Here is a 23795-nt window from a genome sequence, read left to right on the forward strand (position 1 = left end):
AGACCATTACCCAGCGCGTCGGGCCAACTGCAACGCCGCGCGCTATCGCACCGCCACACCCACCGCGTCCAACCCGAGCACCTGTGTTCGCCAGTCGGACTCGGTCGTCCGGACGCAGAACGTCCCCGCGTCGGTGACGGCGTAGGCTGCTCGGGCGTCGTGGGCGACGCCGACGACTGTCTCGTCCATCGGAATCGGGTCAGGAACCCACTCGCCGTCTTCGAACGAGACGAGTCCGTCCGGGCCGACGGCGTGGGCACGGCCATCGGGCATCGACGCGACGGCCGTGGTTTTCCCGTCGAACGCATCCATCCAGCCGTTTCCGAGCGCGTAGAGACCGGACTCCGCCGCGGCGAGAGGCGTCCCTTCAGCACCGCCGAGTCGACCCGCTGGGTCGGACACGTCGTGTACGTCGTCGAGGCCGACGTGTGTCAGGCCGCTGTTCCCGATGCGATAGACACCGTCTGCGGCCGCGACGAGACTGCCGTCGAGGGCGCGAACCTCCTCGACAGTTCCGACTTCGTTCCATCCGTCTTCGTCGAATCGGGCGATTCGCCCCGATTCGTCGGCGGCGACGACGCGATTGCGGTGGAATCCCACGGCAGTCGCGGGGCCGAAGCCGAGTTCGTGGTATTCGTCGTCGTGCACCAGCAGCACGTCGTCGTCGGTGGCCACGGCGACTTCGCCCGGCGACCCGGCGATGTCTCGCGGGGTGCAGTGGTGGTCGATACGGAACCCGCCCACGAGGTCGTCGGAGACGTCTACGCTCACGACGCCCATCTCGGCGGCGACATACACCGTCTGCTTGTCAGATTTGTCCGCGTACACGCGTTTTTCGTCTATCGAGAGGTCGAAATCAGCCATCCGTTGGTCGGGGTTAGACGGGCCATTCAGAAAGGATTGCGGTCGTTCTCGCGTCGCGGTGGTGCCGCTTGTGGTGCCCAAACAGTGCGTTCAGTCACTCGTCAGCGGGTGCTCGCTGACCGCGCAGTTGTTCGGTCCGAGTTCGAGTTCGAACGCCTCGTCGTCGTCGACCGACGCCCTGCCGAGATTGATGGCGATAATCTCCTCGAAGTTCGTCGGCCGAGGCGGCGCGTCAGAGAGCAGTGAATCGACGAACGCCTCGCGGGGCAGTTCGAGCGTCGGCATCCGGTCGCGGAGTTCACCGAGCGTTGCGGTGTAGCTCCCGTCGATGGCGGGGTCTGCGGCGTCACTGTAGTGTCCGGGTGCGACGAGCACGTCGTCGGAGAGGGACAGAAGCTGTCGCTGGAGCGTATCGTACAACAGGCCCACTGCGTCGCGAACACCACCGACGCCGCTCTCAGGGTCGGGACTGCCGACGCTTTCGATAAACAGGCTGTCTCCGGTCAAGACGACGCGCTCGGCTACGAGATACGAGGTCATCCCCGAGCTGTGCCCCGGTGTGTGTATCGCTCGAATCGAGACGCCACCAACCGACAGTACGTCGCCGTCTGCAACTGTCGTGTAGTCGATGTCGTATTCGACACCGCGGGCCACTGCCGGGTCGGGGATGACTGCCTCGGCACCCTGGGCGACGAGGTCGCGCACGCCACTCACGTGGTCGGCGTGGATGTGCGTGTCGATGGCGTAGCGCAACTCCACACCCAACTTCTGGGCGTCTTCGAGGTATCGGTCGGTGAACGTTCGTAACGGGTCGATGACTGCCGCCTCACCCTCGCTCACGAGCATGTAGGCCAGACAACCACTGGACGGGCGTTGGTACTGGATGAGGGTCCCCGGCCCCTCGTAGTGCGAGACTTCGACGGTGTCGTAGAGCCGTGCCCACCGGTTCAGCCCACCGTCGAGGTTCACCGCCGCGATTCCTTCTGCTTCGAGGAGACCCACCACGTAGGCGCTTGCACCGCCTTTCACGCAGACGACGGCCAGTTCGTCGTCACCGGGTGGGAGTCGGGCGAGCAACTCGTCGTCGACACCCTCCACAAACTCGTAGTACGGCACGTTTCGAGTATCGAGGTTCTCACGCTCGATGCGCCACGTGTCGTATTCCCGCTCCGTGCGTACGTCGAGGACAGGAATCCGGTCGCCGCGGGCAATCCGGTCTCGCAACTCCTCGGGGCTAATCGAGGCGACGTCGTCAGGCCCGGTCAGACTCTCGATGTCCATCAGTTCTAGTAGGACTCCGACGAGCAAATACTCGCCAGTCTGTGCGGTGTACTCCTCACCGTGCGAGGGAGTCAGCAAAATCCATTCGCGAGCGTGTCGCGGTCACAAAAACTCCCGCACGTCCGAGTACCACATGTCGTGGTAGTCGACTTCGTCGAGCGCGTCAGCCACGTCGACGGCGATGACGTGCCAGCAACGCTCGCCTTCGTCGGGGTCGAGATTGTACAGCGAGTCTTTGCACGTACACCCCCGGTCTTCGACCACGTACTCGTCGTCGTAGCCGACGACCACGTCGAAGTCGCGATAGCGCTTCACGCGTCGCTCTGAGACGGCCTCGATGGCTCTGATGCCCCGGTCACCGTGGGCATCGGCGATGGCCTGCACGATTGGTGGCGAGAGTTTTCCCGCGTCGGAGAGGGCAGCTCGCCAGTCGTCGACCGAGTCCACGCCGTCGATTTCGCAGGTGCCGGACAAAACGCATTCGGTGCGGACGTGGGGGTTCGTGGACACCGACCGGCACCGACGCTGCATCGTACCCCCCGACGATGCATCCCAACCATCCCGCCGCCACATCACAAGCACCGCCGTCGCCCCCGCATCGCACAATCCCCGACGCTGCATCGCAATCGGTTTCCCCCCACGCGGGCGAAGACGGGTATGCACGTGAGCGAGGGAGGCGTCGAAATCGAGGTGCCCGATGCCCGCGACGGGGCATCCGAGGGGACCGGTGACGACGTCTTCTACAACCCCACACAGGAGTTGAACCGAGACGTCACGGTGGCCGTCTTGCGTGCCTTCCGCGAGCGCGAACCCCGTGCCGAATCGTATCTCGACGCGATGGCGGCCTCCGGAATTCGTGGCGTCCGCGCCGCCGCCGAAGGCTACGACGTGACCTGTGCCGACCTCGATGCCGACGCCGTCGAACTCGCCCAATCGAATCTCGACGCCGCCGGCACCGGCGGAACGGCAGTCCACCGCAACGCGAACGCTCTCCTCTACGACTCGGTGTTCGACGTGGTCGACCTCGACCCGTTCGGCACGCCCATGCCCTTTGCCGACCCGGCGTTCGCCAACACGCGCGACCTCGTCTGCGTCACCGCAACCGACACCGCGCCGCTCTGTGGTGCCCACCAGAAGAGCGGAATCCGCAAGTACGGGTGCGTCCCGCAGAACACCGACTACCACCCCGAGATGGGGCTTCGCGTCCTCGTCGGCGCGCTGGTCCGAACCGCCGCCAAGTACGACAAGGCCGCCGTTCCAATCCTCTCGCACGCGACGCGCCACTACGCGCGGACGTACCTCGAACTCGACGAACGAGCGACGAAAGCCGACGAACTCCTCGACTCGACGGGATTCGTCTACCACTGTGAAGACTGTCTTCACCGCGAGGCCGAACACTCGCTCATCGCGCACCCGCCCGAGTCGTGTGCGAACTGCGGATCCACGCGCATCCTCGAAGCGGGGCCGATTTGGCTCGGCCCCATCTCGGAGCCCGAGTTCGTGGACTCCGTTCGCGACCACGTTACCGACGATTTCGGAAGCGCGAAACGCGCCCGTCGAATGCTCGACACACTCGCCGTCGAACTCGACACACCGACGCACTTCGACCAGCACCGACTGTGCAAACTGTGGGGCCGGTCCGCATCGAAGATGGATGTGTTCCTTGAGACGCTCCGCGACGCAGGCTACGACGCGACGCCTGCTCACTACAACGGAACCGCGTTCAAGACGAACGCGACAGTCGCCGAGATACGCGAGGCCACTGCCGAACTCGACCCCGAAGCGTGAGATTTCGCGCGCCCCGCGGGCACTCGATTTCGGGGTAGTTTCTTCTGCTTCCGTGTCGTCTCGTTGAGACGTGAGCGCACAGATTCGTCCTCTCGTCTCCACCGCGAAGTCCGTCGTCGAGACGGTCCAAGAGAAGGAAATCACCTTCCTCGCGGCGAGTATCTCGTACTACACGCTCGTCTCACTCATCCCGCTTCTCGTTCTCGGTGTCATCGTCGCGACTGCGCTCGGTGGCGAAGCGCTCGAGATGCAAGTGCAGTCACTCGTCGAGCAGTATCTCGTGCCGTCGGGACAGGAACTCGTCGAAGAGACGCTCATGGACGAAACCGGGCAAGGAAGCATCGGACTCGTGAGTCTCGGGCTCACGATCTGGGGTGCACTGAAACTCTTCCGCGGCCTCGATATCGCCTTCTCCCGCATCTACGGCTCTGAGACTGGCGGTATCCTCGAACAACTTCGGGACGCGGTCATCTCACTCGCCAGCATCGGTGTCGGAACCATCGGCGTCGCGATGGTGACGGCGATTCTCGGCCTCCTCGACATCCCATTCATCAACCTCCTCTCACCAGTTATCTTGCTCCTCACGCTCTGTGTGGCGTTCTTTCCGCTCTACTACGTCTTTCCAGATGTCGAACTCACTCCGCGGCAGGTCCTCCCGGGGACGATTTTTGCGGCCATCGCGTGGACGCTTCTCGGTATCGGGTTCGGTATCTACGCAAGCTACGCCGGAGCGTCGGTGGCTGGCGCACTGGGGTCTATCTTGCTCCTCGTGACCTGGTTCTACTTCTCGGGGATTACACTCCTCTCTGGAGCTGTCATCAACGCTGTTCTCGCCGGTGTCGTCGGTGGCGAAGGGACGGAACCGGGCGACCGAAGGCGGGGTGTCGGCAGTGTGGACCGGCAGGTACAACATACGGGAGGCCGACATGACGTTCATACGGACATGAGCGACGACCGAGGTGACACTGATGGCTCGCAGACGGGCGATGACGCTGGCGACGAGACAGGCGCAGGTTCGTCTGTCTCCCCCCGCGGCGCACCCGATATCGCGGAGTTGGAATCGCAGGTCGAAGAGCTCCGTGCGGACCTCGACGCGTTCGAGGCCGACGTAACCGAACGGACGGTCGAGAAACCCAAACTCGAAGAAGAGTTGAAGCGATACGTCCGCCGCCAGATGCGCCGCGGCAAAGCCCGTGGATGGGGGCCGTACCTCGTGCTCCTCTACGGCGTCGTCCTCACGCTCGGTGCGTTCTACTACCTTCAGTCGGACCTCATCGCAGTCATCGCCATGCTCATCATCTTCCTGTCGACGCTGGGGCTCTACGTCCTGTTCGTCATGTTCGGCATCGGACTGAACGTGCTGGGCGTCCCCGGGCGCGCGGTGGATGCAGTTCGAGAACGTCGCAGCTAAGATGCTCACGTTACAGACACGCGGCGTCGGTGAAACTGTCCTCACGGAGCTTCCAGACGTCGTCGTCTTCCTCTTCGGCCTCGTCACGCAACTCGGAGACCAGTGGTTCTTCTTCGTCGCCTTCACCTCGCTGTACTGGTTGTGCTGGCCGCGCCTCTCGGAGCGCCCGCGTCGTGTGGCGGCGTCGTTCGTCGGTCTCGCACTGGCGTCGCTCGCACTCGTCACCGCACTGAAAGTCGGGTTCGCGTTGCCACGCCCGCCGACGGCGTCTGTCGCGTCGGCACCCGCGTGGCCCGCTCCGCTTTCGGACCTGTTCGTCTCGTTTACGACCGACGACGGATTCGGCTTCCCGAGCGGTCACGCACTCGGGACGACAGTCGTCTACGGCGCTGCGGCAGTCGTCCTCGACGTGTGGGACCGCCGCCGTCGAACCATCGCCGCCGCCGCAATCGTGGCGACGGTGTCGCTCTCGCGCGTCGTCATCGGCGTCCACTACGCCGTCGACGTGGTTGTCGGCATCCTCGTCGGTCTCCTGTTCCTCAAGGTGGTCTTCGCCGTCGCCGCCGTCGACGATGTCCCCGGCCACTTCGACCCTGCTCGACTGTTCGGCATCGGGGCGGCCATCGCCGCACTGGCGCTCGCTATCGCCCTCGTCACGGGCGCGCCACACCACGCTGAGAGCACCGCCGCCGCCCTCGGTGGGTCGCTCGGTGGCTACCTCGGATGGACTCGGCTCGGTGACCACGAGTCGCTTCCGACGTTGGACCCCTCCGTCGCCCTCGTCTCGTTCGTCGTCGCTGGCGGTCTCTGGGTCGCCGTCGACGCCCTCGATGCGCCGATTCTGGTGACGGTCCTCGCGACCGGTGCCGTCGTCGCGTTCATCCTCGTCGCACCGCAGTTGCAACTTCGACTCACTGGCGAGGCTCCCGCACAGAGTGCCGACTGACGACAGGGCGACACGGGACACACCTTACATCCCGAGTAGTTTTGCGATGCCGACGGCGACGAAGATGAGTCCGAGAAACCGAAAGGCGTAGCCTCCCGTCTCCGACGAGCGCGCACCGTCGGTAATCGGCCCGAACCGGCGTGCGAACACCATGTCTTCTGCGAAGGACAGCAGCACCACTCCGAGGACAACGAACACCAGACTGGAGTGGACCGACATCGGTCGAACGCTCTCACTGGCGAGTGAAAAACGCAGTCCTGTGTCGTCGCCGCGGGCGACCGAGAGACCAGTGGCTCACGGGTTTGGGGTCAAAAAGACCAGTGGCTCACGGGTTCGGGACCAAAAAGAATCGAAACTGTGTGACGCGTTTAGAACGTCTCGAGGTAGCGGTCGAGTTCCCACTCGGAGACGGAGACGAGGTAGTCCTGGAACTCCTCGCGCTTGGCTTCGACGAACTTCTCGAAGACGTGGTCGCCGATTGCCTCCTGAATGACTTCGTCTGCTTCGAGTGCGTCGACTGCCGCACCGAGGTCCTTCGGGAGCGTCTCGATGCCGTACTCTTCGCGCTTGGCTTCGTCGAACTCGTAGATGTTCTCGCGAACTGGGTCGGGGCAGTCGAGGCCGCGATCGATGCCGTCGAGACCAGCGTGGATGAGCGCCGCGAGGGCGAGGTACGGGTTACAGGACGGGTCGGGGAAGCGAGCCTCGATACGCGAGGCGGCCGGCGTGCGGGCGGCTGGCTTGCGGATGAGTGCCGAGCGGTTGCGGTCGGACCACGCGATGTAGACGGGTGCCTCGTAGCCGGGGACGAGGCGCTTGTAGGAGTTGACCGTCGGGTCACACACTGCCGTCACGGCGGGTGCGTGTTCGAGGATACCTGCGGTGAACTGCTTTGCCGTCTCGCTCAGGTTGAACTCGTCGTCTTCGTCGTGGAACGCGTTCTCGCCGTCCTGGAACAGCGAGATGTGCGTGTGCATGCCGGACCCGTTGATGCGGGCGATTGGCTTGGGCATGAACGTCGCGTGCAGGTCGTGTTCGGCCGCGATGGCGCGGACGACAGACCGGAAGGTCGCGACGTTGTCGGCCGTAGAGAGAGCGTCGTCGTACGTGAAGTTGATCTCGTGCTGGCCTTCGGCGACTTCGTGGTGCGACGCTTCGATGTCGAAGCCCATGTTCTCGAGGCCGTAGATGATGTCACGGCGCACGTCGGACGCGAGGTCCTTGGGAGCGAGGTCGAAGTAGCCACCAGCGTCGTTGGTGACAGTCGTCGCACGACCGTTTTCGTCTTCTTCGAAGAGGAAGAACTCCGGCTCAGGAGCGGCGTTGATGTCGTAGCCCATCTCGTCGGCGCGAGCGATGGCGCGCTTCAGGACACCGCGTGGGTCGCCTTCGAACGGTTCGCCGGTAGACGTGTTGAAGACGTCACAGATGAGGCGGGCCGCCGCACTGTTTTCCTTCTGCCGCCATGGGAGGATGGCGAACGTCGACGGGTCGGGTTCGAGACGCATGTCCGACTCCTGAATGCGGACGAAGCCATCGATGGACGAGCCGTCGAAATAAATCCCCTCTTTGAACGCCTTCTCGGCCTGCGAAGCCGGGATAGAGACGTTCTTCACGGTGCCGAGAATGTCGGTGAACTGCAGGCGGAGGAAGTCGACATTCTTCTCTTCGATTTCGTCGACGACTGCCTGTGCTTCCGCGCTCAGGCCACCGTCGGTGCGTACGTTTTCTTCCGTCATTTTCCTGGACACACGAGTCCAACACCCGGACTCTAAAGACCTTTCCGCTTAATGCAATTCCCCCCTGTGTGCGACAGAATTGGATATTCGTAAAATTCTAATGCCCCCGGACGGTGTCTCAATGTAATGACGTACGAAAACCTCGACGCGAAGCTCATCAACGCACTCCTCGGAGACGGTCGAGCGAGTCTGCGTAGTCTCGCCGAAGAACTCGACGTGTCGGTGACGACTGTCTCGAATCACCTCCGTGATCTCGAAGACGAAGGCGTCATCAATGGGTACACTCCGCGCGTGAACTACGACGCACTCGGCTACGACGTGACTGCCATCATCCAACTGAAAGTCGAAGGGACGGCGCTCGTCGACGTCACCGAGCGACTCCAGCAGGAAAAACAGATGATTTCGGTCTACGAGGTCACCGGGGACTACGACATCATCGCCATCGGCAAGTTCCGTGACACCGACGGCATGAACACACAGATCAAGAAGCTGTTGACCGACGTGGACATCCGCGAGTCCAACACCTCCGTCGTCCTCAACGCAGTCACCGAAAACGAACAGTTCGAACTCGATATCTCAGAGTAGAATCAGACGATTCGCGTTTTCACGTCACGCATCTCTTCGCCGCAGTAGGGACACCGATAGCGCGTCTCGAACCCTCGAGTACTCGTTCGCGTCCGCGTCTCGATTTCGTGGACGGCCACGTCGCGGCCACACGTTCGACACTGTACTGCTGGCATTGCTGAAACTCGCGTGCTAGCTCGGTTAACTCTGCTGGCTGTTTGTTGACCCATTGACACAATACTGTTGCGGTCTGAAAGGGTAGTGTTTCGACTGGAGATTTCGGAATTTCACGCCGTGTGTGACGTGTGTCTGACGGATTCAGGGCTGGAATCACTGGCAGAAATCCAAAGGGTAGTGTTTCGACTGGAGACTCGATGACACAACCGTCCTAGACGGAGTAAAACACAGAGGTGAAAGGTTGCTCGTGCAGTCGAATCCGTGCTGCTTACCCAGTTCGAACCGTCAAATCGGTATTTCTTGCAGTCGCGTTCGACCACGTCTGAGTTCCACTCGAACTCGGTGAACTTGCACTCTTGGCACCCAATTCCGCGCTCCATCGGTGTCGGAGAACGACATGGTCTCACGCGGCCGTTTCGTCGCTCTCCATCACGCCAAACCGGTTGCCTTCCGTATCGAAGCAGTAGGCGAGTCGGCCCACGCCCGGAATCGTCTGCACGTCGTCTGCGACGCGCCCGCCGTGTTCCGTCACAGACTGGACGACGTCGTCGACATCGTCGACGTCGATTGTACAGGTGTACGTCGATGCAGGGGTGTCATCGTCGGGGGTCGGTCCCGACCGTACTGCGAGTCCGCCATCGATACCGGGTGTGTCCGGGTCGCCCGTCATCACTAACCAGTAGTCCATTGGGCCGTCCCATTTCTCGAACTCCCAGCCAAACACCTCACTGTAAAACGAGATTGCTCGTTCCGGGTCGTCCGCTTCGATGTCGAAATGTACCACTCTCGCCATTGTTGTTCCACCTCGTTTCTAGACGCGAACAAGAGAGAAATAGCTATTCTCGGTCGGTTTTGGTGAAATTCTGGATGCTGGAGGCTGGTCAGAAGCCGTCTTCGAACACGAACCTCCCAGTTCCACCTTTTTCCGGGCGTTCGCTGCGCTCACGCCCGCAAAAATCTGGACCAAAACCTCAGCAGAGACCGCTTAGAAGTCTTCTTCGAACACGAACGTCCCGTTGCGCTGGACGACTTCCCCGTCGAGTTCGATGACCGAATCCTCGGACATGTCCACAATCATATCCACGTGCTCGGCGCTCTCGTTGACTTCGTTTTCTTCACCGACCGTCTCGGGGTAGGCCGTGCCGACGGCCATGTGGACGGTGTCGCCCATTTTCTCGTCGAAGAGCATGTTGTAGGTGAACTGGTCGATGTTGCGGTTCATGCCGATACCGAGTTCTCCGAGATAGCGCGCCCCCTCGTCGGTGTTGAACACGCCATCGAGGACTTCTTCGTTGCGTTCTGCGGAGTACTCGACGACTTTGCCCTCCTCGAACGTGACCCGGACACCGGAGACTTCGCGACCCTGCCGGTACAGCGGCAGGTCGAAGTACACCTCACCGTCTACGGAGTCTTTCACGGGGGCGGTGAACACTTCGCCACCGGGGAGGTTGTGTTCGCCCTTGTCGTTGATGGTGATGTTGCCGGCGACGCTCATCGTCACGTCCGTCTCGTCCCCCGATTTGATGTGGACCTCGTCGGCGTCGTCGAGGAGCTCGACCATCTGCTGTTGGTGTTCGGCCTGCTTCTCCCAGTCGAGGCTGACGGCGTCGTAGACGAAGTTCTCGTACGCTTCGGTGCTCATGCCGGCGAGTTGTGCGCTCCCCTTCGCGGGGAACTGCGTGAGACACCAGCGCTTCGAGAGCGCTTCCACCTGAACGGGCTTGTTCGCCCGTCTCCACGCGGCGTTGGTCTCGGGCGACACGTCGCTCTGTTCGCTGGCGTTCATCTCCGAGCGGATGTTGATGAGCACGTCCGCCTCCTCGACGAGTGCGAGTTGGTGCGACGGCGTCTCGAACTCCTCGTGGTCGGCCGCACGGAGGAACGCGCGCATGAAACGGGGGTTCGCACTCGTGGTGACGACGTACCCGCCGCGCTCACCGACGAGTTCGCAAACGGCGGTTACGAGGTCTTCTGCCTCTGCTGGCGCGGAGACGACGACGTTGTCGCCTTTCTCCACACGGGTCGAGTGGTCCACGACAGTCTGGGCGTGTTCGCGGATACGAGGGTCCATACCGTGTGGTGTGTCTCCCCCTGGGCAAACATGTTTCGGAGCACGAACATCGCCACTGTCGGGCGGAACCTGCACGGACCACCGGGCTATTTCTCACTCGATGCGCTCTATCGAGCCAATGATAGATCTCCGAAGCGACACGGTCACCCTCCCATCCGACGAGATGCGTGAGGCCGCCCGCGATGCCGCCGTCGGCGACGACGTGTACGGCGACGACCCGACTGTCAACGAACTCGAAGCACGCGCCGCCGAGTTGGTCGGCAAGGAAGCCGCCCTCTACGTCCCGTCGGGGACGATGGGTAACCAGATCGCTGCCCGCGTCCACGCGTCGCCCGGTCAGGAGGCACTCGTCGACACCGAATCACACGTCTACAAGTGGGAAGTCGGTGGATTCGCACAGTTGTCCGGCCTGCAGATTAGAGCGTTCGACGCCGGTGAGAGCGCGGTGCCCACGCCAGCCCAGATTCGCGAACACGCGCGAGAAGAATCGCTCCACGTCGCTGGAACCGGTGTCGTCTGCCTCGAGAACACCCACAACGCACGCGGAGGTATCGCCATCCCCAAAGCCGATATCGACGCCGCTGCCGAGGCAGCACACGAACTCGACGTTCCAGTTCATCTCGACGGCGCACGCGTGTTCAACGCCTGTGTCGCGCTCGGCGAAGACCCGGCGGCGATGGTCGAGAGCGTCGAGACGGTGATGTTCTGTCTCTCGAAGGGTCTCGGCGCACCCGTCGGGTCGATTCTCGCCGGCCCCGAGGAGTTCATCGAGAACGCGACTCGCGTCCGAAAGCAGTTCGGCGGCGGGATGCGACAGGCCGGCATCATCGCCGCACCCGGTCTCGTCGCCCTCGACAACATCGACCGTCTCGCTGACGACCACGAAAACGCCCGACTACTCGCCGACGGACTCGACGCTATCGAGGGCCTGTCGGTTCCGACGCCCGACACGAACATCGTCGTCGTCGACTCCGAAGACGCAGGACTCCCGGCAGCCGAATTCGTCGACCTGTGTGAAGGTGTCGACGTGCTCGGTGGGACGTTCGGCGAGTATCACACCCGGTTCACGACGAATCTCGATGTCGCTCGCGAGGATGTCGAAGCGGCAGTCGAACGCGTCGCCGAAGCGGTCGAATCGAGATAGCCAGCGTCTCGCTCAGAAAGCGAGCACGATGAACGCCCAGACCAGACCGATTGCGACGAACACGAGACCCCAGAATCTCGCTTTCTCGCGCTGAGTTCGCTCTGCATCCTGTGGTGATTCGTTCCACGTCTTGGGCGAGACGAAACTCCGAGTCTCCATCGGTTGCCTGTAGAGGTAGACGCCGGTTGCCACGACGAGGAGTGCTGAGAGGAGTTCGAAGCTGTTCATCTCACAGTTCAGGTTCGATGTAGACGAAGTGGACTCGGTCGTCCGCGTCTTTGAGTTTCTTTTCGATTGCGGTGATGCGGTCGTCTATCTCTTCGGTGTCGAGTTCGGAGTCGAAACTCACGTCGAGCGCGAGAAGCAGTTTCTCGGGGCCGACGTACGAGGCGCGGAACTTGTCCACGTGGACGACGTGAGGGTCGCTCTTGACGATGGCTTTGAGTTCCTGTTCTTCGCGGGTTGGGACGCTCTCTCCGATGAGGAGCCGTTTGTTCTCCCACGCGAGCGCGACTGCGAACACCATGAGGAGAATACCGATGAGGAGTGCTGTCGCGGCGTCGTACACTTCGTTCCCCGTAATCTCTGTCAGACCGATACCGACGAGTGCGAGCATCGCACCGACGAGTGCGACGGTGTCTTCGGTGAAGGCCGTCAGCGTCGTCACGTCGCTCGTCTCGCGGAACGCCTGGACGAGGCCATCCCACTCGTACTCACGAATCTGCCGCCGAAGTTCGGCGTTGGCTTTGATGAAGGCGTAACTCTCGAAGACGATTGCGCCGATGAGGATGGCGGCGTTGACGTAGACCGGACGAACCTCCATTCCGAGCAGGAGGATACTCTCTGCACCCCCGCTGTGGCCCGTGTGCGTCAGCGCTTCGTATCCGTGTTTTGCCGACTCCCAGCCTGCGATACCGAAGAGCATCACCGAGACGAGAAACGAGTAGAAGAACTGTGCTTTCCCGAATCCGAACGGGTGTGACTGCGTCTCGGCGCGTTTGCTGTATCGGATACCGATGAGGAGAAATACCTGATTCCCGGTGTCGGAGATGGAGTGGTAGGTCTCCGACAGCATGGAGGGGCTACCGGTGGCGAGAAATCCGAGAAATTTGAGGATGGCGATGGCCCCGTTCGCGAAGAGTGCGGCGACCACAACCGACGTGCTACCTGCCATGCCGTGGGCCACTCTCCGCTGCCGGATAGACGTTTCGCCACGGCCACATATTCACTGCTGACTGGCGGAACGTCTCCCAGTTCGGCCGCCGGAAGTCGGTAGCCTTCACTATCTTCGACTCGTAGCAGCGGTATGCTCGTCGTCGTCTCCGACACACACAGTACAGACGGCCATCGTCTCACGAGTCGAACGCTCGACGCAGTCCGAGACGCTGACCTCGTCGTCCACGCGGGTGACTTCATGCGTGAGTCCGTTCTCGACGCGTTCATCGACGAGGCAGCCCAGTTCCTCGCCGTCTACGGCAACAACGACGGTCCAGAGATTCGCGCACGGATTCCCGAGGCGCGGAACTTCACCTACGGCGGCGTGGAGTTCGCGATGACACACACCCGCCGTGGTGGGGGGACGGCGCTCTCACTCTTCGGCCGCGAACGCGGTGCCGACGCCGTCATCTTCGGCCACAGTCACCGTCCGGTGTTCGACGGGACGGCCGCGATTCCACTCCTCAATCCGGGAAGTCACGCACAACCGAGAGGGAACCGACAGGCACACGCCGAACTCGAAACACTCCCGGGTGGTGGTCTCCGGGGCCGACTCGTCACTGTCGATGGCGACGTCTTCGAAACGTTTCGTATCGTGCCCGGCGGGAACTGACGAAAGGTGTGGTGGGGCCGAGAGAACCAGCGGGAACTGGGTGGAGGGCGGTTTCGGCGTTCCGAGGCCACGTCACGGGTCGGCGACGGGGGGCAGGGGCAAAGCTGGGGGCAACGTACCCGTCGTCGATGACCCACTTGTGGCCTCGTACACAGTCGTACGGGGGTACAGGTCAAATACGCACCGTAAGCTAAAACGACCGTTTTAGTCACGAATCATCCACACCGCAACCCACACCAGCAGGACGGTCAGTCCACCGAGGAAGAACATCGTCCCCGGTGAGAGTGACCCAATCGTGTCGGCGATGCCGGGTGCCCCACGTGCGACTTGGGCGGCCGTCTCCGTTGTTGTCTGTGCTGCGGTCGTCACGGGTTCTGCTGCTGTCGCTGGTTCTTCGGCTGGTGTCGGTGTCGCTGCCGGAGTTGCCGTCTCTGTCGCAGTGCGAGTCGCCTCTTCGGTGACCGTCTGCGTCGCCTCGGCGGATTCGGTGGTCGTCTGCTCTGCGATACTGTATCCGCCGTCGCCTTCGGTAGTCGTCGCCGTCGCGTCTGCAACAGTCGTCTCGTGTCCACTCGTCGAGTTCGCTGCGATATCTTCTCCCTCGTAGCTAACTGCCACGTCCGAACTCGTCGAATCGTTCGCCGCGCCGCCACCCCCTCCGGCACCTCCACTGCCGCCAGCGTCGGCACTCTCTGCACTCCCTCCATCAGCGCCGCCGGTCGCAGCGAACGGGAAGATGCTGCCAGTCCGTGCGAGACGGTTCACCACCGCGGCACCGATACCGAGGACGCCGACGCCGCCGATGAGTCGCGAGAGCGCACCTTTGAGCCCTCGTGTCTCGTCTTCGCGTCCGGCGACGACGACGAGCGCACGGTCTGACGGTGTGTACACGTTCATCTCGCGGCCTTTCTCGGAGTAGCGCGTGTCTGCGACTTCGATGAGGCCGGCGTCGGCGAGGTTCCCGAGGTGGTACTGGACGTTCTGGAGCGACGTGTCGACCGATGCGGCGAGTTCTGAGGGCGTCGCTGGCGCTTCGTGGAGTGACGCGAGGACTGACCGAGCAGTCGACGAAGAGATGGCACCGAGTAAGTCGTCGGCTTCGTCGCTGTCGAGGCCGATAACCCGTGGGTCTCGGTCCTCTCGACTGTCGTCGAGGTCGCTGGAATTGGAGGGTAGCAGGTCGGCCATCGAGTAGCGATACTCGTGTTCTTGTGAAAAATATTAACACGTTGGTACGTTCCACGCCGAAATGGCTATACCCCGGGCACTCGGAATGCTGGCACATGGCCGACCCTCTGGTCGTAGACGGCGTCGTCGATTTCCTCGTCGGAGACCCAGTGTTCACTGGGTTGCTCGTCGTGATGTTACTCTTCGTCTTCTTCGCGTATCTTCTCGTGCGGCGGACGCTGCTCGGATTGCGCGAAGGCTACGATGACGCCAGACGCCGATAGGATGTCCTCGACCACTCGGGCGAACTCGCGGGGTATCGAACTGTGGTAGCAGTCGGAACGCTTGCGACGCTCGTCGTTGCCGCACTCGCGAGTCTGTTTATGGCGTGGGCCATCGGTGCCGGGTCGTCCGGGTCCACGCCGTTCGCACCCGCTGTCGGAGCGAACGCCATCTCGGTGATGCGGGCGGGGTTCATCGTCGGCCTCCTGGGCTTTGCGGGCGCGATTCTGCAGGGAGCCAACGTCACCAACGCAGTCGGAACCGAACTCATCGGCGGCGTCACGCTCACCGTCACTGCGGCGGTCATCGCACTCATCACCGCGGCGGTGCTCGTCGCACTCGGCGTCTTCGCCGGCTATCCAATCGCGACGGCGTTCACCGTCACGGGTGCCGTCGTCGGTGTCGGACTCGCCATGGGTGGCGACCCCGCGTGGGCGAAATACCAACAAATCGTGACGCTGTGGGTGCTCGTTCCGTTCGTCGGTGGCGGTGCCGCGTACGCCACTGCTCGAATGCTTCGGTCCGAATGGGTCTCCGAGACGTCGACGGTGCCAGTGCTCGCAGGAGTCGTCGGCGTCCTCGTCGCCAACATGGAGTTCGCAGGACTCGGCGCGAACGGGTCGTCTGCGTCGGTGGCCCGCGCGTCGGCCGTCGAACTCGCTGGCACCATGTTCGGAGAGACTGTGTGGTTCGTGGCGAGTGTGCTCGTCGCCGGCGTCGTCGCGGCGGCCATCGTCGGCCGATGGGTGCGCACAGACCAGACGCGTGGCCAACGGCGGTTTTTGCTCGTCCTCGGCGGACTGGTCGCCTTCTCTGCCGGCGGGAGTCAAGTCGGTCTCGCAATCGGCCCGCTCGTTCCGCTGCTCGATGCGGTTACCGTCCCACTGCTCGCGTTACTCGTCGGCGGGGGTCTCGGGCTTCTCATCGGGTCGTGGACGGGCGCTCCCCGGATGATCAAGGCGCTCGCACAGGACTACTCGTCGCTCGGCCCACGACGGTCGATTGCGGCGATGATTCCGTCGTTCGCGATCGCGCAGACGGCCGTCGCACTCGGCGTTCCCGTCTCGTTCAACGAAATCATCGTCAGCGCCATCATCGGGTCCGGATTCGCTGCCGGCGGGTCCGGCGTCTCGAAGCAAAAGATGGTCTACACCGTCCTCGCGTGGGTCGGGTCGTTGGCGCTCGCGTTCGGACTGAGCTACGGCGTCTTTACGCTCGTGTCGAACGTACTGTCAGTGTGAACGTTCGTGCGCTCCGGGTAGCCGTCGCCAACCTCGTCGCCGCACTCTGGGCAGGGTTCGGTGTCTACCACGTCGCGATGGCTATCGTAACCGGTCTCTCTCTCCGTGGATTTACCTTCGGCGCTGTCGGCCTCGGCGGCTTCTTCTTGGCGATACGATTCCGCGCGCGTTCGGGTCAACTCCAAGACGGCACTGCGAACTCTCGTGAGTTGGTCATGCTCACGCTCTTCGCGCTCGTGCTCATCCTCCTCTCGTTTACACTTCTCGGCTAAAAACAGGGTGGACGAATCAGGCGTCCGGTTCGACTTCAGCTTCTTCGTCGCCGTCGTCACTTTCGTCGTCGACGCCGACGTTGGTTCGGATGCGCGCTTTCATGATGCGCGTGTTGTCGACCTGCTCGATGCGGATGACGATGTCGCCGTAGGTTATCTCCTCGCCTTCTTCGACGAGGCGACCAGCGCGGTTGAAGATGAACCCGGCGAGTGTCTCGAACTCTTCTCCCTCGGGGAGTTCGATGTCGAGCATCTCGTTGACTTCGTCGATGTTGACCTCGCCACGGACGAGGAACGTGTTTTCGTCGACTTCCTCGAACGGCTCTTCTTCGTCTCCTTCGAGGATGTCGCCGACGATCTCTTCGACCATGTCTTCGAGGGTGATGAGCCCCTCGGTGGTCCCGAACTCGTCGATGACGATGACCATCTGCATCCGCGTGTCTTGCATCTCGGCCATCAGCTCGTCCACGTTCTTCGACTCGGGGACGTGGAGGGTCGGCGAGACGATATCTGCGAGCCCGACACCGCGTTCGCCGTAGTACTTCTCGCGGACGAGATTCCGGATGTTGACGATGCCGATGACGTTGTCGAGGTTGCCGTCGTAGACGGGGACGCGTTCGTGGTCGGCCTGCACACAGGTCTCGATGGCCTCGTCGATGGAGGCGTCTTTCGGGACGGCAGTCATGTCGAGACGCGGCGTCATGACCTCTTTCGCAATCGTCGAGTTGAACTTGAAGATGCGGTTGAGCATCTCGCGTTCTTCTTCTTCGATGACGCCCTCGCGCTCGCCCGTCTCGATGAGATTCTGAATCTCGTCGCGGGTGACGTACGTCGTCTCGATGGCGGTTTGGCCGCCCGTGACACGGTTGACGACCCGCGTCAGGTAGTCGAAGAAGATGACGAGCGGCAGCAACAGCAGTTCGGCGTACTTCAGCGGGCGGGCGATTCTGAGCGCCCACGACTCCGTGTTCTCGACTGCGTAGGATTTCGGTGCGCTCTCGCCGAACAGCAAGACGAGCGTCGTGATACCCAGCGTGGAGATGAGCACGGACTGGCCGGGTGAGAAATCGAGCACCGACAGGAGTCCCGTCGCCAGCGCTGACATCGCGATGTTGACGATGTTGTTGCCGACGAGAATCGTGACCAGGAGGCGGTGTGGGTCGTCTTTGAGTGCTTTGACTCGCGTGGCCCCCGGAACCCCGTCATCGACGAGCGAATCGACGCGATGTTTCGCAAGCGAGAACATCGCAATCTCAGAGGAAGAAAAGAACGCCGAGAGTGCGATGAGGACGAGAATCGCGGTCCCGCCGAGGACCGTTATCGTCGTGTCGTCCAGCGGGACGTTCGAGACCTGTACGGCCGCGAATAACGTGGCTGGAAGTGATAGTAGCGGCGGCAAACCCATGTAACTATACAGTCTTGCATGGCACCGGAATTAAGAGTTGCCCTCGGACACCGCCAGACCGGACTGTCGTCGGTGGAGAGACCGAGTGCCCGGGCGCTATTGCGGCGGGGATACCCGCGAGCGAAGCGCTTAGGCGGGGGTCTTCCCAATGTGTCCCCATGTCAGACGACCAGCCGGCGATTACCTTGTATCGGTTGCAGGCGTGTCCCTACTGCGAACGCGTCGTTCGCGTCCTCGACGAACAGGGGCTCGACTACCGCTCGCGCTTCGTCGAACCGATGCACTCCGACCGAAACGTCGTCAAGCGTGTCTCAGGAAAGCGCACCGTTCCCGCCATCGTAGACGAGAACACGGGCGTCACGATGTCTGAGTCCGCGAACATCGTCGAGTACCTCGAAAACACCTACGGAAACGGGGAGGTGGCATAATGGTCGATTTCGACGTGGTCGAACTGCCACCACACGACGCGCCCGACGTTGGGGACACTGCACCTGATTTCACCCGCCCGCTCGTCAACGAAGAGTACTGGGAGGATACGTCGCTCTCGGACCTGACCGACGACGGCCCAGTTCTGCTCGTGTTCCACACGATGGACGGTGCGTTCCCCTCGACGTACATCTGGAACAACCTCCGTGACCGTGGTGTGCCCGAGGAGATTCAGGCCGTCGGCGTCTCGATCTCGTCGCCGTACGAGCACAAGACGTTCGTCGAAGAGCGAGCTGTCGATGCCCGTTTCTTCTCGGACCCTGCGGCGGGCGTCGCCACCGAGTTCGGTATCGAGAACGACCTCGACAACATGACGGGCATCACCGAACACCGACCCGCGGTCTTCCTCCTCGACGAGAACCGTGAAATCCAGTATCGCTGGGTCGCCGCCCAGTGGCCCGACTTCCCTGACTACGACGAAATCGCCGACGCAGTCGCCGAGAACTAAGTCGCCGAGAATTAATCCAGTTCGTCGTCCTCGTCACCCAGTTTCGGCACGTTTCGATACGCTGTTTCGTCACCCAGTTTCGGCACGCTTTTTCTCCCATCTCGCATCTCCTCGGTCATGCCTGACGACGACCTGACGGAGGCGGCCGATGCAATCCGCCGTGGTGAGGCCGTAGTCTATCCGACCGAGACCGTCTACGGGATGGGTGCGGATGCGACGAACCCCGACGCTATCGAACGCGTCTTCGACATCAAACGGAGAGACCGAGACAAACCGCTCTCTGCGGGATTTCCTGACGTTGACGCCGCGCTCGACTACGTCGTCGCCGACGAGACGGAGGAAGCGTTCATGCGTCGATTCCTCCCCGGCCCCGTCACCGTCGTCGTCGAACGCCGCGACACGCTCCCGGACGTGCTCGTCGGCGGCCGAGACCGTGTCGGCGTGCGCGTTCCCGACCACGAACTCGCACGCGACCTGTTCCGTGCGGCCGGCACACCGGTCACGGCGACCAGCGCCAATCGGTCGGGAACCGGGAGCATCACCCACCCTTCGCAGCTCTCCGACGAGATTCGCGACGCCGTCGCTGTCGTCCTCGACCGCGGAACTACGCCGGGAACCGAGAGTACCGTCGTTGACCCCGGCCGCGGCATCATCCACCGACGCGGCGCGAACGCGGACGACATCGCGGCGTGGTTAGAAGCCAACGAGTGACCTCAGCGTCCGCGTCTTCACCCCGCACTGTGTTCGATACGCGCACTCGTCGCACTTCGGAGACCCACGCAGTCGCGGCGGGACGAAGTCGAGTTCCCATGCGACGCGAAGCGCTCGGCGATACGCGGCCTTGTTTCTCGTCGTGAGTCGGACGGTTCGGACGACGCCGTGGGCAGGATATTCGACGTACGCTGTGGGAACTGTCCGCTCTCGCTCCCACGCGAGTGCCTTCGCCAGCGCGACGGCCCGAACCCGTTGTGGTTCCCAGACCCCTCGCTCTGGTGGCGTGCCGGGTGAGACGAGCGACGGGACCGCCGGGTCGGCGACGAGTTTGTGGGCGATGCCGCGACAGTCCTTTCCCGTGAGCCGTACGTCTCTTCCGACTGGTTTCGACAGCGCGTCCCACTCGTCTCGCTCGCTGAGTCGGCGGAGATTCTGGCGATATTTCTCCGGAGTCGTCGCCAGCGGCCGGGTCGCCAGTTCGTCGTCCGCTGCCGTGAGAAGCGTCGGGTATTCGAACGCGAGGGCGCGAATGCGACTGACTTCGGGCGGTGGCGCTCGCTCGTCGTCGCGGCGAGCGTAGTACAGTTGGCGCGGACAGTACGCGGCGCGAGCGAGGTCCGACACAGCGATTCGGTTCGACACGACGCGTCTGGCCTCGTCTTCTGATAAATACCTACGGCCTGGTCGAGACACTCGTTCTCCTCTCGTTCTCCTTCTCGTTCCTCCCCCTGTTCTCTCGGTCAGTGTGTTCCACTCTTGCGCAGAAATGGCTATTTTGTAACTGACAGGCTCACGTTTTGAGCATCTAACGTTCGTCTTGGAGCATTCTGGGTCGAATAAATCCGATTCGCTGCGATTCAGTATTGCACTAAATTGGGAATACTATCCGAAGACTTAATTGGACGCACCTGAGAACTCTCGATGAAAGTCGGTTGGTCCACGACACAGGAACTCGAACGATGGTTACTCTCCTCACTTCCAATGGTTGAACTGGTCTCGCTCGCCCTCTTCGTCGTCGCCAGTTCGGTGAGTCTGTTCATGGCGTGGATAATCGGAGCCGGGTCGGCAGGTGCGACACCCTTCGCACCGGCAGTTGGCGCGAACGCCATCTCGATACTGCGGGCGGGTCTCGTCGTCGGTGTCATCGCATTTCTGGGTGCCGTCGTTCAAGGTGAGAGCGTCTCGTCGGCTATCGGGACCGGTCTCATCGACGGCGTCTCGTTGTCACCCGTCGCGGCAGTCGTGGTGTTACTCCTCGCGGGTGGTCTCATGGCCGCCGGCATCCTCACTGGAATCCCCATCGCGACGGCGTTCACCGTCACTGGAGCGGTCATCGGTATCGGTCTCGCCCTCGGCGGGACGCCCGCGTGGCCGAAATATCAGGAGATTGCGTCAGTGTGGGTTCTGACGCCGTTCATCGGCGGTGGCATCGCCTACGGACTCGCACGAGTGCTCTCGCGCGAGTGGGCACCGGAATCGCTCTCCATCCCGGTGTTGGCCGCGACCGTCAGCGCAGTCGTCGCAAACATCGAGTTCACACTCCTCGGTGGCGATGGTGGCAGTGGGTCGTTCGCGAGCACGCTTGGGTCGTCACTTGCCCCACTCTCCTCGCACGGGTCGCTCGTCGTGACACTCCTCTTTGCGGTTGTGGCAGCCGCGCTCGTCCGCCTCGATATCCGCCGCGACGAACAGCGTGCGATGAACCGGTTCCTCCTCACACTCGGGTCGCTCGTCGCCTTCTCTGCTGGCGGGTCGCAGGTTGGCCTCGCCGTCGGGCCGTTGCTCCCACTCTTCGATTCGATGGCGATTCCGCTCGTCGCAGTGCTCGTCGGCGGTGGGTTCGGAATTCTGCTCGGTGCGTGGATGGGTTCGCCACGGATGATAAAATCGCTCTCACAAGATTACTCGTCACTCGGCCCTCGCCGGGCGATTTCGGCGCTGATTCCATCGTTCCTCATCGCCCAGGTCGCCGTCTTCCTCGGCGTGCCAGTCTCGTTCAACGAAATCGTCGTCTCCGCCATCATCGGGAGCGGTGCGGCCATCACCGGTGGCGCGGGAATCAGTCGGACCAAGATTGCCAAGACGCTCGGCGCGTGGGTCGGGTCGTTCGCTCTCTCGCTTTCGGCCGGCTATCTCCTCTTCACCATCGTCTCGATGGTTCGGTAGCCGACGCGCTGTCGCTGTCTGGTGTGGCCCCCACTGTGTCGAGTCGGGTAGATGTCATTTGCGTGATTTAATACCCGGCTTCCCCTACGAGTACTCTATGGCTTCGACGCCCTCCCTCTCGCCGCTCCGGATGTCACGCCCTGAACTCGCAGTGTTCGTCTCCGGTATCACGAGTATGGGGTTGGAGATTCTCGCTGGGCGAATGATTGCGCCCGAGTTCGGAAGTAGCATCTACACGTGGGGGAGCATCATCGGCGTCTTTCTCGCGGCACTGAGTCTCGGCTATCATCGTGGTGGCCAGCGGGCGAAGACGGCGTCGAACGACAATCTGGTCCGCGTGTTCATCGCCACGGCAGTCTACATTGCCGGCGTCATCCTTCTCGGTGACCTCTTCTTGCAGTCGATGGCGGGCCTTCCCTTGCCGAGTCGATTCGCATCACTCCCCGCGATAACGCTGCTCTTCGGCCCGCCGACCTATCTCCTCGGGTATATCAGTCCGTACGCGGCGGAACTGTCCGGCCGTTCCGACGTCGGCGCAGCGTCAGGACACGTCTACGCCGTCGGCACCATCGGGAGCATCGTCGGTGCGTTCGCGACGACGTTCGTCCTCATCCCGTCGCTGAGCGTGCCGCAAATCGGACTCGTTCTCGGTGGTATCTCGGTCGGAACCGCCGTCCTCCTCGCTCGTCCGAACATCACCCGACAGGAAGTGACCTGGAGCGTCGGCGTCAGCATCCTTCTCGTCCTCGCAGCGGTCACCGGCGGCATCGGCCTCGACAGTGCCGGAACGACGGTCTACCACACCCAGACCGCCTATCAAGAACTTCGCGTCGTCGATGCCGGAGACACGCGGACGCTCTATCTCGACCGCCAACCGCACAGCGCGATGGATTTAGACGACCCGACCCGACACGTCTTCGAGTACACGTCGTACTTTCACGTCCCGTTCCTCCTCTCAGACGATATCGACCGAGTGTTGTTCGTCGGCGGTGGTGGATTCACCGGCCCACGGGTGTTCCTCGAAAAATACCCCAACGTCACCGTCGACGTCGTCGAAATCGACCCAGAGGTGGTGTCTGTCGCAAAGCAGTACTTCCGCGTCCAGGAGTCCGAGCGCCTGAACATCTACACGATGGACGGACGCCAGTATCTCCAGGAGACCAACCAGACGTACGACCTCATCGTCCTCGACGCCTACCGCAAAGACAAGGTGCCGTTCCAGTTGACGACCGTGGAGTTCATGCGACTCACCTCGGACCGCCTCGACGACGACGGAATCCTCTTTGCGAACGTCATCTCCGCACCGTCGGGTCCCGCATCGCAGTTCTACCGGGCAGAGTACAAGACGATGCAGGCGGTGTACCCGCAGGTGTACAGTTTCCCCACCGCTGGGAGCGTCGTCGTCCAGAATATCGAGGTGGTTGCGACGAAGGACTCGACGCTCGTGACACGCGACGAGTTGCAGCTGCGGAACGAGCAACGGGACATCGGCATCGACCTCGCCGCCGAAGTGTCGTCGTATCGGAACGACGAACCGACAGACGACGTCCCGCTCTTGCGAGACGACCGCGCACCAATCGACAGTCTGTTGGACCCGATGATGGGACAACGCTACGTCATCGAGGAGGCGAACGAGAGTGAAGAGAACGAGACGGCGATGGCCACGTCGGCGATGGTTGTGGCAGCGATGGCCACAACGCCGACGGTCATCGCAGCGGTCACGACGATAGCCTAACACAACGACGCGTGGTCGCACGACCTCGACGAACTGCAAGCGCACTGTACCTGCCCACATTCTTGT

Annotated in this window: 27 protein-coding genes; 14 read left to right on the top strand and 13 right to left on the bottom strand. The window is 62.4% G+C overall.

Features of this window, described 5'->3' with window-relative positions:
- Positions 1–42: 42 nt before the first annotated feature.
- The 3 genes from ACK3SC_RS01720 to ACK3SC_RS01730 all read right to left on the bottom strand — a co-directional run bounded on the left by ACK3SC_RS01720 (position 43) and on the right by ACK3SC_RS01730 (position 2592).
- Positions 43–864, bottom strand: coding sequence for a hypothetical protein (locus ACK3SC_RS01720; RefSeq protein WP_416838399.1), 822 nt, complete (start codon positions 862–864; stop codon positions 43–45).
- 90 nt (positions 865–954) lie between these two features.
- On the bottom strand, positions 955–2145 hold the full coding sequence (locus ACK3SC_RS01725; protein WP_416838400.1) for an MBL fold metallo-hydrolase: 1191 nt from the start codon (positions 2143–2145) through the stop codon (positions 955–957).
- A gap of 102 nt (positions 2146–2247) precedes the next feature.
- Complete coding sequence (locus ACK3SC_RS01730) at positions 2248–2592, bottom strand: SWIM zinc finger family protein (RefSeq protein WP_416838401.1); 345 nt, start codon at positions 2590–2592, stop codon at positions 2248–2250.
- A gap of 210 nt (positions 2593–2802) precedes the next feature.
- Between ACK3SC_RS01730 and ACK3SC_RS01735 the strand changes: the two genes are divergently transcribed.
- The 3 genes from ACK3SC_RS01735 (at position 2803) to ACK3SC_RS01745 (ending at position 6290) form a co-directional block, all read left to right on the top strand.
- Positions 2803–3933 carry a tRNA (guanine(26)-N(2))-dimethyltransferase gene (locus tag ACK3SC_RS01735; protein ID WP_416838402.1) on the top strand — a complete coding sequence of 377 codons (1131 nt, stop codon included), beginning with the start codon at positions 2803–2805 and terminating at the stop codon, positions 3931–3933.
- Positions 3934–4003: 70 nt separating this feature from the next.
- Positions 4004–5344 carry a YhjD/YihY/BrkB family envelope integrity protein gene (locus ACK3SC_RS01740; protein ID WP_416838403.1) on the top strand — a complete coding sequence of 447 codons (1341 nt, stop codon included), beginning with the start codon at positions 4004–4006 and terminating at the stop codon, positions 5342–5344.
- A 1-nt stretch (position 5345) separates the two neighbouring features.
- Positions 5346–6290: a phosphatase PAP2 family protein gene (locus ACK3SC_RS01745; protein ID WP_416838404.1), complete on the top strand. Its 945-nt coding sequence runs from the start codon at positions 5346–5348 to the stop codon at positions 6288–6290.
- Between the two features lie 24 nt (positions 6291–6314).
- On the opposite strand, the gene ACK3SC_RS01750 is transcribed toward ACK3SC_RS01745, so the two are convergent.
- Positions 6315–6509, bottom strand: coding sequence for a hypothetical protein (locus ACK3SC_RS01750; protein WP_416838405.1), 195 nt, complete (start codon positions 6507–6509; stop codon positions 6315–6317).
- A 149-nt stretch (positions 6510–6658) separates the two neighbouring features.
- Positions 6659–8029 (bottom strand): type I glutamate--ammonia ligase, encoded by a 1371-nt coding sequence (gene glnA / locus ACK3SC_RS01755; protein ID WP_416838406.1) that lies wholly within the window; start codon positions 8027–8029, stop codon positions 6659–6661.
- Between the two features lie 126 nt (positions 8030–8155).
- On the opposite strand from glnA, the gene lrp reads away from it, so the two are divergent.
- Positions 8156–8614 (top strand): HTH-type transcriptional regulator Lrp, encoded by a 459-nt coding sequence (gene lrp / locus ACK3SC_RS01760; RefSeq protein WP_416838407.1) that lies wholly within the window; start codon positions 8156–8158, stop codon positions 8612–8614.
- 2 nt (positions 8615–8616) lie between these two features.
- On the opposite strand, the gene ACK3SC_RS01765 is transcribed toward lrp, so the two are convergent.
- From ACK3SC_RS01765 to ACK3SC_RS01775, 3 genes are all read right to left on the bottom strand, one after another.
- On the bottom strand, positions 8617–8769 hold the full coding sequence (locus tag ACK3SC_RS01765; protein ID WP_416838408.1) for a hypothetical protein: 153 nt from the start codon (positions 8767–8769) through the stop codon (positions 8617–8619).
- Between the two features lie 404 nt (positions 8770–9173).
- The gene (locus tag ACK3SC_RS01770) at positions 9174–9563 is read right to left on the bottom strand and encodes a VOC family protein (RefSeq protein WP_416838409.1); all 390 of its coding nucleotides are present in this window, start codon (positions 9561–9563) and stop codon (positions 9174–9176) included.
- Between the two features lie 192 nt (positions 9564–9755).
- Positions 9756–10841, bottom strand: a complete 1086-nt coding sequence (locus tag ACK3SC_RS01775) for an aminopeptidase (protein ID WP_416838410.1) — start codon at positions 10839–10841, stop codon at positions 9756–9758.
- A gap of 118 nt (positions 10842–10959) precedes the next feature.
- Here ACK3SC_RS01775 and ACK3SC_RS01780 point away from each other — a divergent pair, with 118 nt between their 5' ends.
- Positions 10960–11985: a threonine aldolase family protein gene (locus ACK3SC_RS01780; protein WP_416838411.1), complete on the top strand. Its 1026-nt coding sequence runs from the start codon at positions 10960–10962 to the stop codon at positions 11983–11985.
- 12 nt (positions 11986–11997) lie between these two features.
- Here the strand turns inward: ACK3SC_RS01780 and ACK3SC_RS01785 are convergent, their stop codons facing one another.
- Both ACK3SC_RS01785 and ACK3SC_RS01790 read right to left on the bottom strand, forming a co-directional pair.
- A complete protein-coding gene (locus ACK3SC_RS01785) occupies positions 11998–12213 on the bottom strand; it encodes a hypothetical protein (RefSeq protein ID WP_416838412.1) in 216 nt (71 codons plus the stop codon).
- A 1-nt stretch (position 12214) separates the two neighbouring features.
- A complete protein-coding gene (locus tag ACK3SC_RS01790) occupies positions 12215–13159 on the bottom strand; it encodes a cation diffusion facilitator family transporter (RefSeq protein WP_416838413.1) in 945 nt (314 codons plus the stop codon).
- A gap of 132 nt (positions 13160–13291) precedes the next feature.
- Here ACK3SC_RS01790 and ACK3SC_RS01795 point away from each other — a divergent pair, with 132 nt between their 5' ends.
- On the top strand, positions 13292–13813 hold the full coding sequence (locus ACK3SC_RS01795) for a metallophosphoesterase (protein WP_416838414.1): 522 nt from the start codon (positions 13292–13294) through the stop codon (positions 13811–13813).
- A gap of 204 nt (positions 13814–14017) precedes the next feature.
- Here ACK3SC_RS01795 and ACK3SC_RS01800 read toward each other — a convergent pair whose 3' ends face one another.
- Positions 14018–15001: an ArsR/SmtB family transcription factor gene (locus tag ACK3SC_RS01800; RefSeq protein ID WP_416838415.1), complete on the bottom strand. Its 984-nt coding sequence runs from the start codon at positions 14999–15001 to the stop codon at positions 14018–14020.
- Positions 15002–15096: 95 nt separating this feature from the next.
- Here ACK3SC_RS01800 and ACK3SC_RS01805 point away from each other — a divergent pair, with 95 nt between their 5' ends.
- From ACK3SC_RS01805 to ACK3SC_RS01815, 3 genes are read left to right on the top strand one after another with little or no spacing between them, the layout of a single operon-like run.
- Positions 15097–15264 (top strand): hypothetical protein, encoded by a 168-nt coding sequence (locus tag ACK3SC_RS01805; RefSeq protein WP_416838416.1) that lies wholly within the window; start codon positions 15097–15099, stop codon positions 15262–15264.
- A gap of 42 nt (positions 15265–15306) precedes the next feature.
- Positions 15307–16503 carry an anion permease gene (locus ACK3SC_RS01810; RefSeq protein ID WP_416838417.1) on the top strand — a complete coding sequence of 399 codons (1197 nt, stop codon included), beginning with the start codon at positions 15307–15309 and terminating at the stop codon, positions 16501–16503.
- Positions 16500–16775, top strand: coding sequence for a hypothetical protein (locus ACK3SC_RS01815; protein WP_416838418.1), 276 nt, complete (start codon positions 16500–16502; stop codon positions 16773–16775). Before ACK3SC_RS01810 ends, ACK3SC_RS01815 begins: the two co-directional genes overlap by 4 nt.
- Before the next feature lie 16 nt (positions 16776–16791).
- On the opposite strand, the gene ACK3SC_RS01820 is transcribed toward ACK3SC_RS01815, so the two are convergent.
- Positions 16792–18180, bottom strand: a complete 1389-nt coding sequence (locus ACK3SC_RS01820; protein WP_416838419.1) for a hemolysin family protein — start codon at positions 18178–18180, stop codon at positions 16792–16794.
- Positions 18181–18338: 158 nt separating this feature from the next.
- Between ACK3SC_RS01820 and ACK3SC_RS01825 the strand changes: the two genes are divergently transcribed.
- From ACK3SC_RS01825 to ACK3SC_RS01835, 3 genes are all read left to right on the top strand, one after another.
- The gene (locus ACK3SC_RS01825) at positions 18339–18608 is read left to right on the top strand and encodes a glutaredoxin family protein (RefSeq protein WP_416838420.1); all 270 of its coding nucleotides are present in this window, start codon (positions 18339–18341) and stop codon (positions 18606–18608) included.
- A complete protein-coding gene (locus ACK3SC_RS01830) occupies positions 18608–19114 on the top strand; it encodes a redoxin domain-containing protein (protein ID WP_416838421.1) in 507 nt (168 codons plus the stop codon). Before ACK3SC_RS01825 ends, ACK3SC_RS01830 begins: the two co-directional genes overlap by 1 nt.
- Positions 19115–19231: 117 nt before the next feature.
- The gene (locus tag ACK3SC_RS01835; protein ID WP_416838422.1) at positions 19232–19825 is read left to right on the top strand and encodes an L-threonylcarbamoyladenylate synthase; all 594 of its coding nucleotides are present in this window, start codon (positions 19232–19234) and stop codon (positions 19823–19825) included.
- On the opposite strand, the gene ACK3SC_RS01840 is transcribed toward ACK3SC_RS01835, so the two are convergent.
- Positions 19808–20470: a CRISPR-associated protein Cas4 gene (locus ACK3SC_RS01840; RefSeq protein WP_416838423.1), complete on the bottom strand. Its 663-nt coding sequence runs from the start codon at positions 20468–20470 to the stop codon at positions 19808–19810. The two genes, ACK3SC_RS01835 and ACK3SC_RS01840, sit on opposite strands and share 18 nt — an antisense overlap.
- 339 nt (positions 20471–20809) lie before the next feature.
- Between ACK3SC_RS01840 and ACK3SC_RS01845 the strand changes: the two genes are divergently transcribed.
- Both ACK3SC_RS01845 and ACK3SC_RS01850 read left to right on the top strand, forming a co-directional pair.
- Positions 20810–21994: an anion permease gene (locus tag ACK3SC_RS01845; protein WP_416839924.1), complete on the top strand. Its 1185-nt coding sequence runs from the start codon at positions 20810–20812 to the stop codon at positions 21992–21994.
- A 97-nt stretch (positions 21995–22091) separates the two neighbouring features.
- Positions 22092–23729, top strand: a complete 1638-nt coding sequence (locus ACK3SC_RS01850; RefSeq protein WP_416838424.1) for a spermidine synthase — start codon at positions 22092–22094, stop codon at positions 23727–23729.
- Positions 23730–23795 lie beyond the last annotated feature (66 nt).

The organism is Haloferax sp. DFSO52, from assembly GCF_048158745.1.
In the GTDB taxonomy this organism is placed as follows: Archaea; Halobacteriota; Halobacteria; order Halobacteriales; family Haloferacaceae; genus Haloferax.

Coding starts and splice junctions, on each gene's coding strand:
- ACK3SC_RS01825 (WP_416838420.1), top strand. CDS start 18,339: ATGTCAGACGACCAGCCGGCGATTACCTTGTATCGGTTGCAGGCGTGT.
- ACK3SC_RS01845 (WP_416839924.1), top strand. CDS start 20,810: ATGGTTGAACTGGTCTCGCTCGCCCTCTTCGTCGTCGCCAGTTCGGTG.
- ACK3SC_RS01770 (WP_416838409.1), bottom strand. CDS start 9,563: ATGGCGAGAGTGGTACATTTCGACATCGAAGCGGACGACCCGGAACGA.
- ACK3SC_RS01835 (WP_416838422.1), top strand. CDS start 19,232: ATGCCTGACGACGACCTGACGGAGGCGGCCGATGCAATCCGCCGTGGT.
- ACK3SC_RS01800 (WP_416838415.1), bottom strand. CDS start 15,001: ATGGCCGACCTGCTACCCTCCAATTCCAGCGACCTCGACGACAGTCGA.
- ACK3SC_RS01750 (WP_416838405.1), bottom strand. CDS start 6,509: ATGTCGGTCCACTCCAGTCTGGTGTTCGTTGTCCTCGGAGTGGTGCTG.
- ACK3SC_RS01780 (WP_416838411.1), top strand. CDS start 10,960: ATGATAGATCTCCGAAGCGACACGGTCACCCTCCCATCCGACGAGATG.
- ACK3SC_RS01775 (WP_416838410.1), bottom strand. CDS start 10,841: ATGGACCCTCGTATCCGCGAACACGCCCAGACTGTCGTGGACCACTCG.
- ACK3SC_RS01830 (WP_416838421.1), top strand. CDS start 18,608: ATGGTCGATTTCGACGTGGTCGAACTGCCACCACACGACGCGCCCGAC.
- ACK3SC_RS01735 (WP_416838402.1), top strand. CDS start 2,803: ATGCACGTGAGCGAGGGAGGCGTCGAAATCGAGGTGCCCGATGCCCGC.
- ACK3SC_RS01820 (WP_416838419.1), bottom strand. CDS start 18,180: ATGGGTTTGCCGCCGCTACTATCACTTCCAGCCACGTTATTCGCGGCC.
- ACK3SC_RS01795 (WP_416838414.1), top strand. CDS start 13,292: ATGCTCGTCGTCGTCTCCGACACACACAGTACAGACGGCCATCGTCTC.
- ACK3SC_RS01765 (WP_416838408.1), bottom strand. CDS start 8,769: ATGCCAGCAGTACAGTGTCGAACGTGTGGCCGCGACGTGGCCGTCCAC.
- lrp (WP_416838407.1), top strand. CDS start 8,156: ATGACGTACGAAAACCTCGACGCGAAGCTCATCAACGCACTCCTCGGA.
- glnA (WP_416838406.1), bottom strand. CDS start 8,029: ATGACGGAAGAAAACGTACGCACCGACGGTGGCCTGAGCGCGGAAGCA.
- ACK3SC_RS01725 (WP_416838400.1), bottom strand. CDS start 2,145: ATGGACATCGAGAGTCTGACCGGGCCTGACGACGTCGCCTCGATTAGC.
- ACK3SC_RS01745 (WP_416838404.1), top strand. CDS start 5,346: ATGCTCACGTTACAGACACGCGGCGTCGGTGAAACTGTCCTCACGGAG.
- ACK3SC_RS01790 (WP_416838413.1), bottom strand. CDS start 13,159: ATGGCAGGTAGCACGTCGGTTGTGGTCGCCGCACTCTTCGCGAACGGG.
- ACK3SC_RS01720 (WP_416838399.1), bottom strand. CDS start 864: ATGGCTGATTTCGACCTCTCGATAGACGAAAAACGCGTGTACGCGGAC.
- ACK3SC_RS01850 (WP_416838424.1), top strand. CDS start 22,092: ATGGCTTCGACGCCCTCCCTCTCGCCGCTCCGGATGTCACGCCCTGAA.
- ACK3SC_RS01805 (WP_416838416.1), top strand. CDS start 15,097: ATGGCCGACCCTCTGGTCGTAGACGGCGTCGTCGATTTCCTCGTCGGA.
- ACK3SC_RS01785 (WP_416838412.1), bottom strand. CDS start 12,213: ATGAACAGCTTCGAACTCCTCTCAGCACTCCTCGTCGTGGCAACCGGC.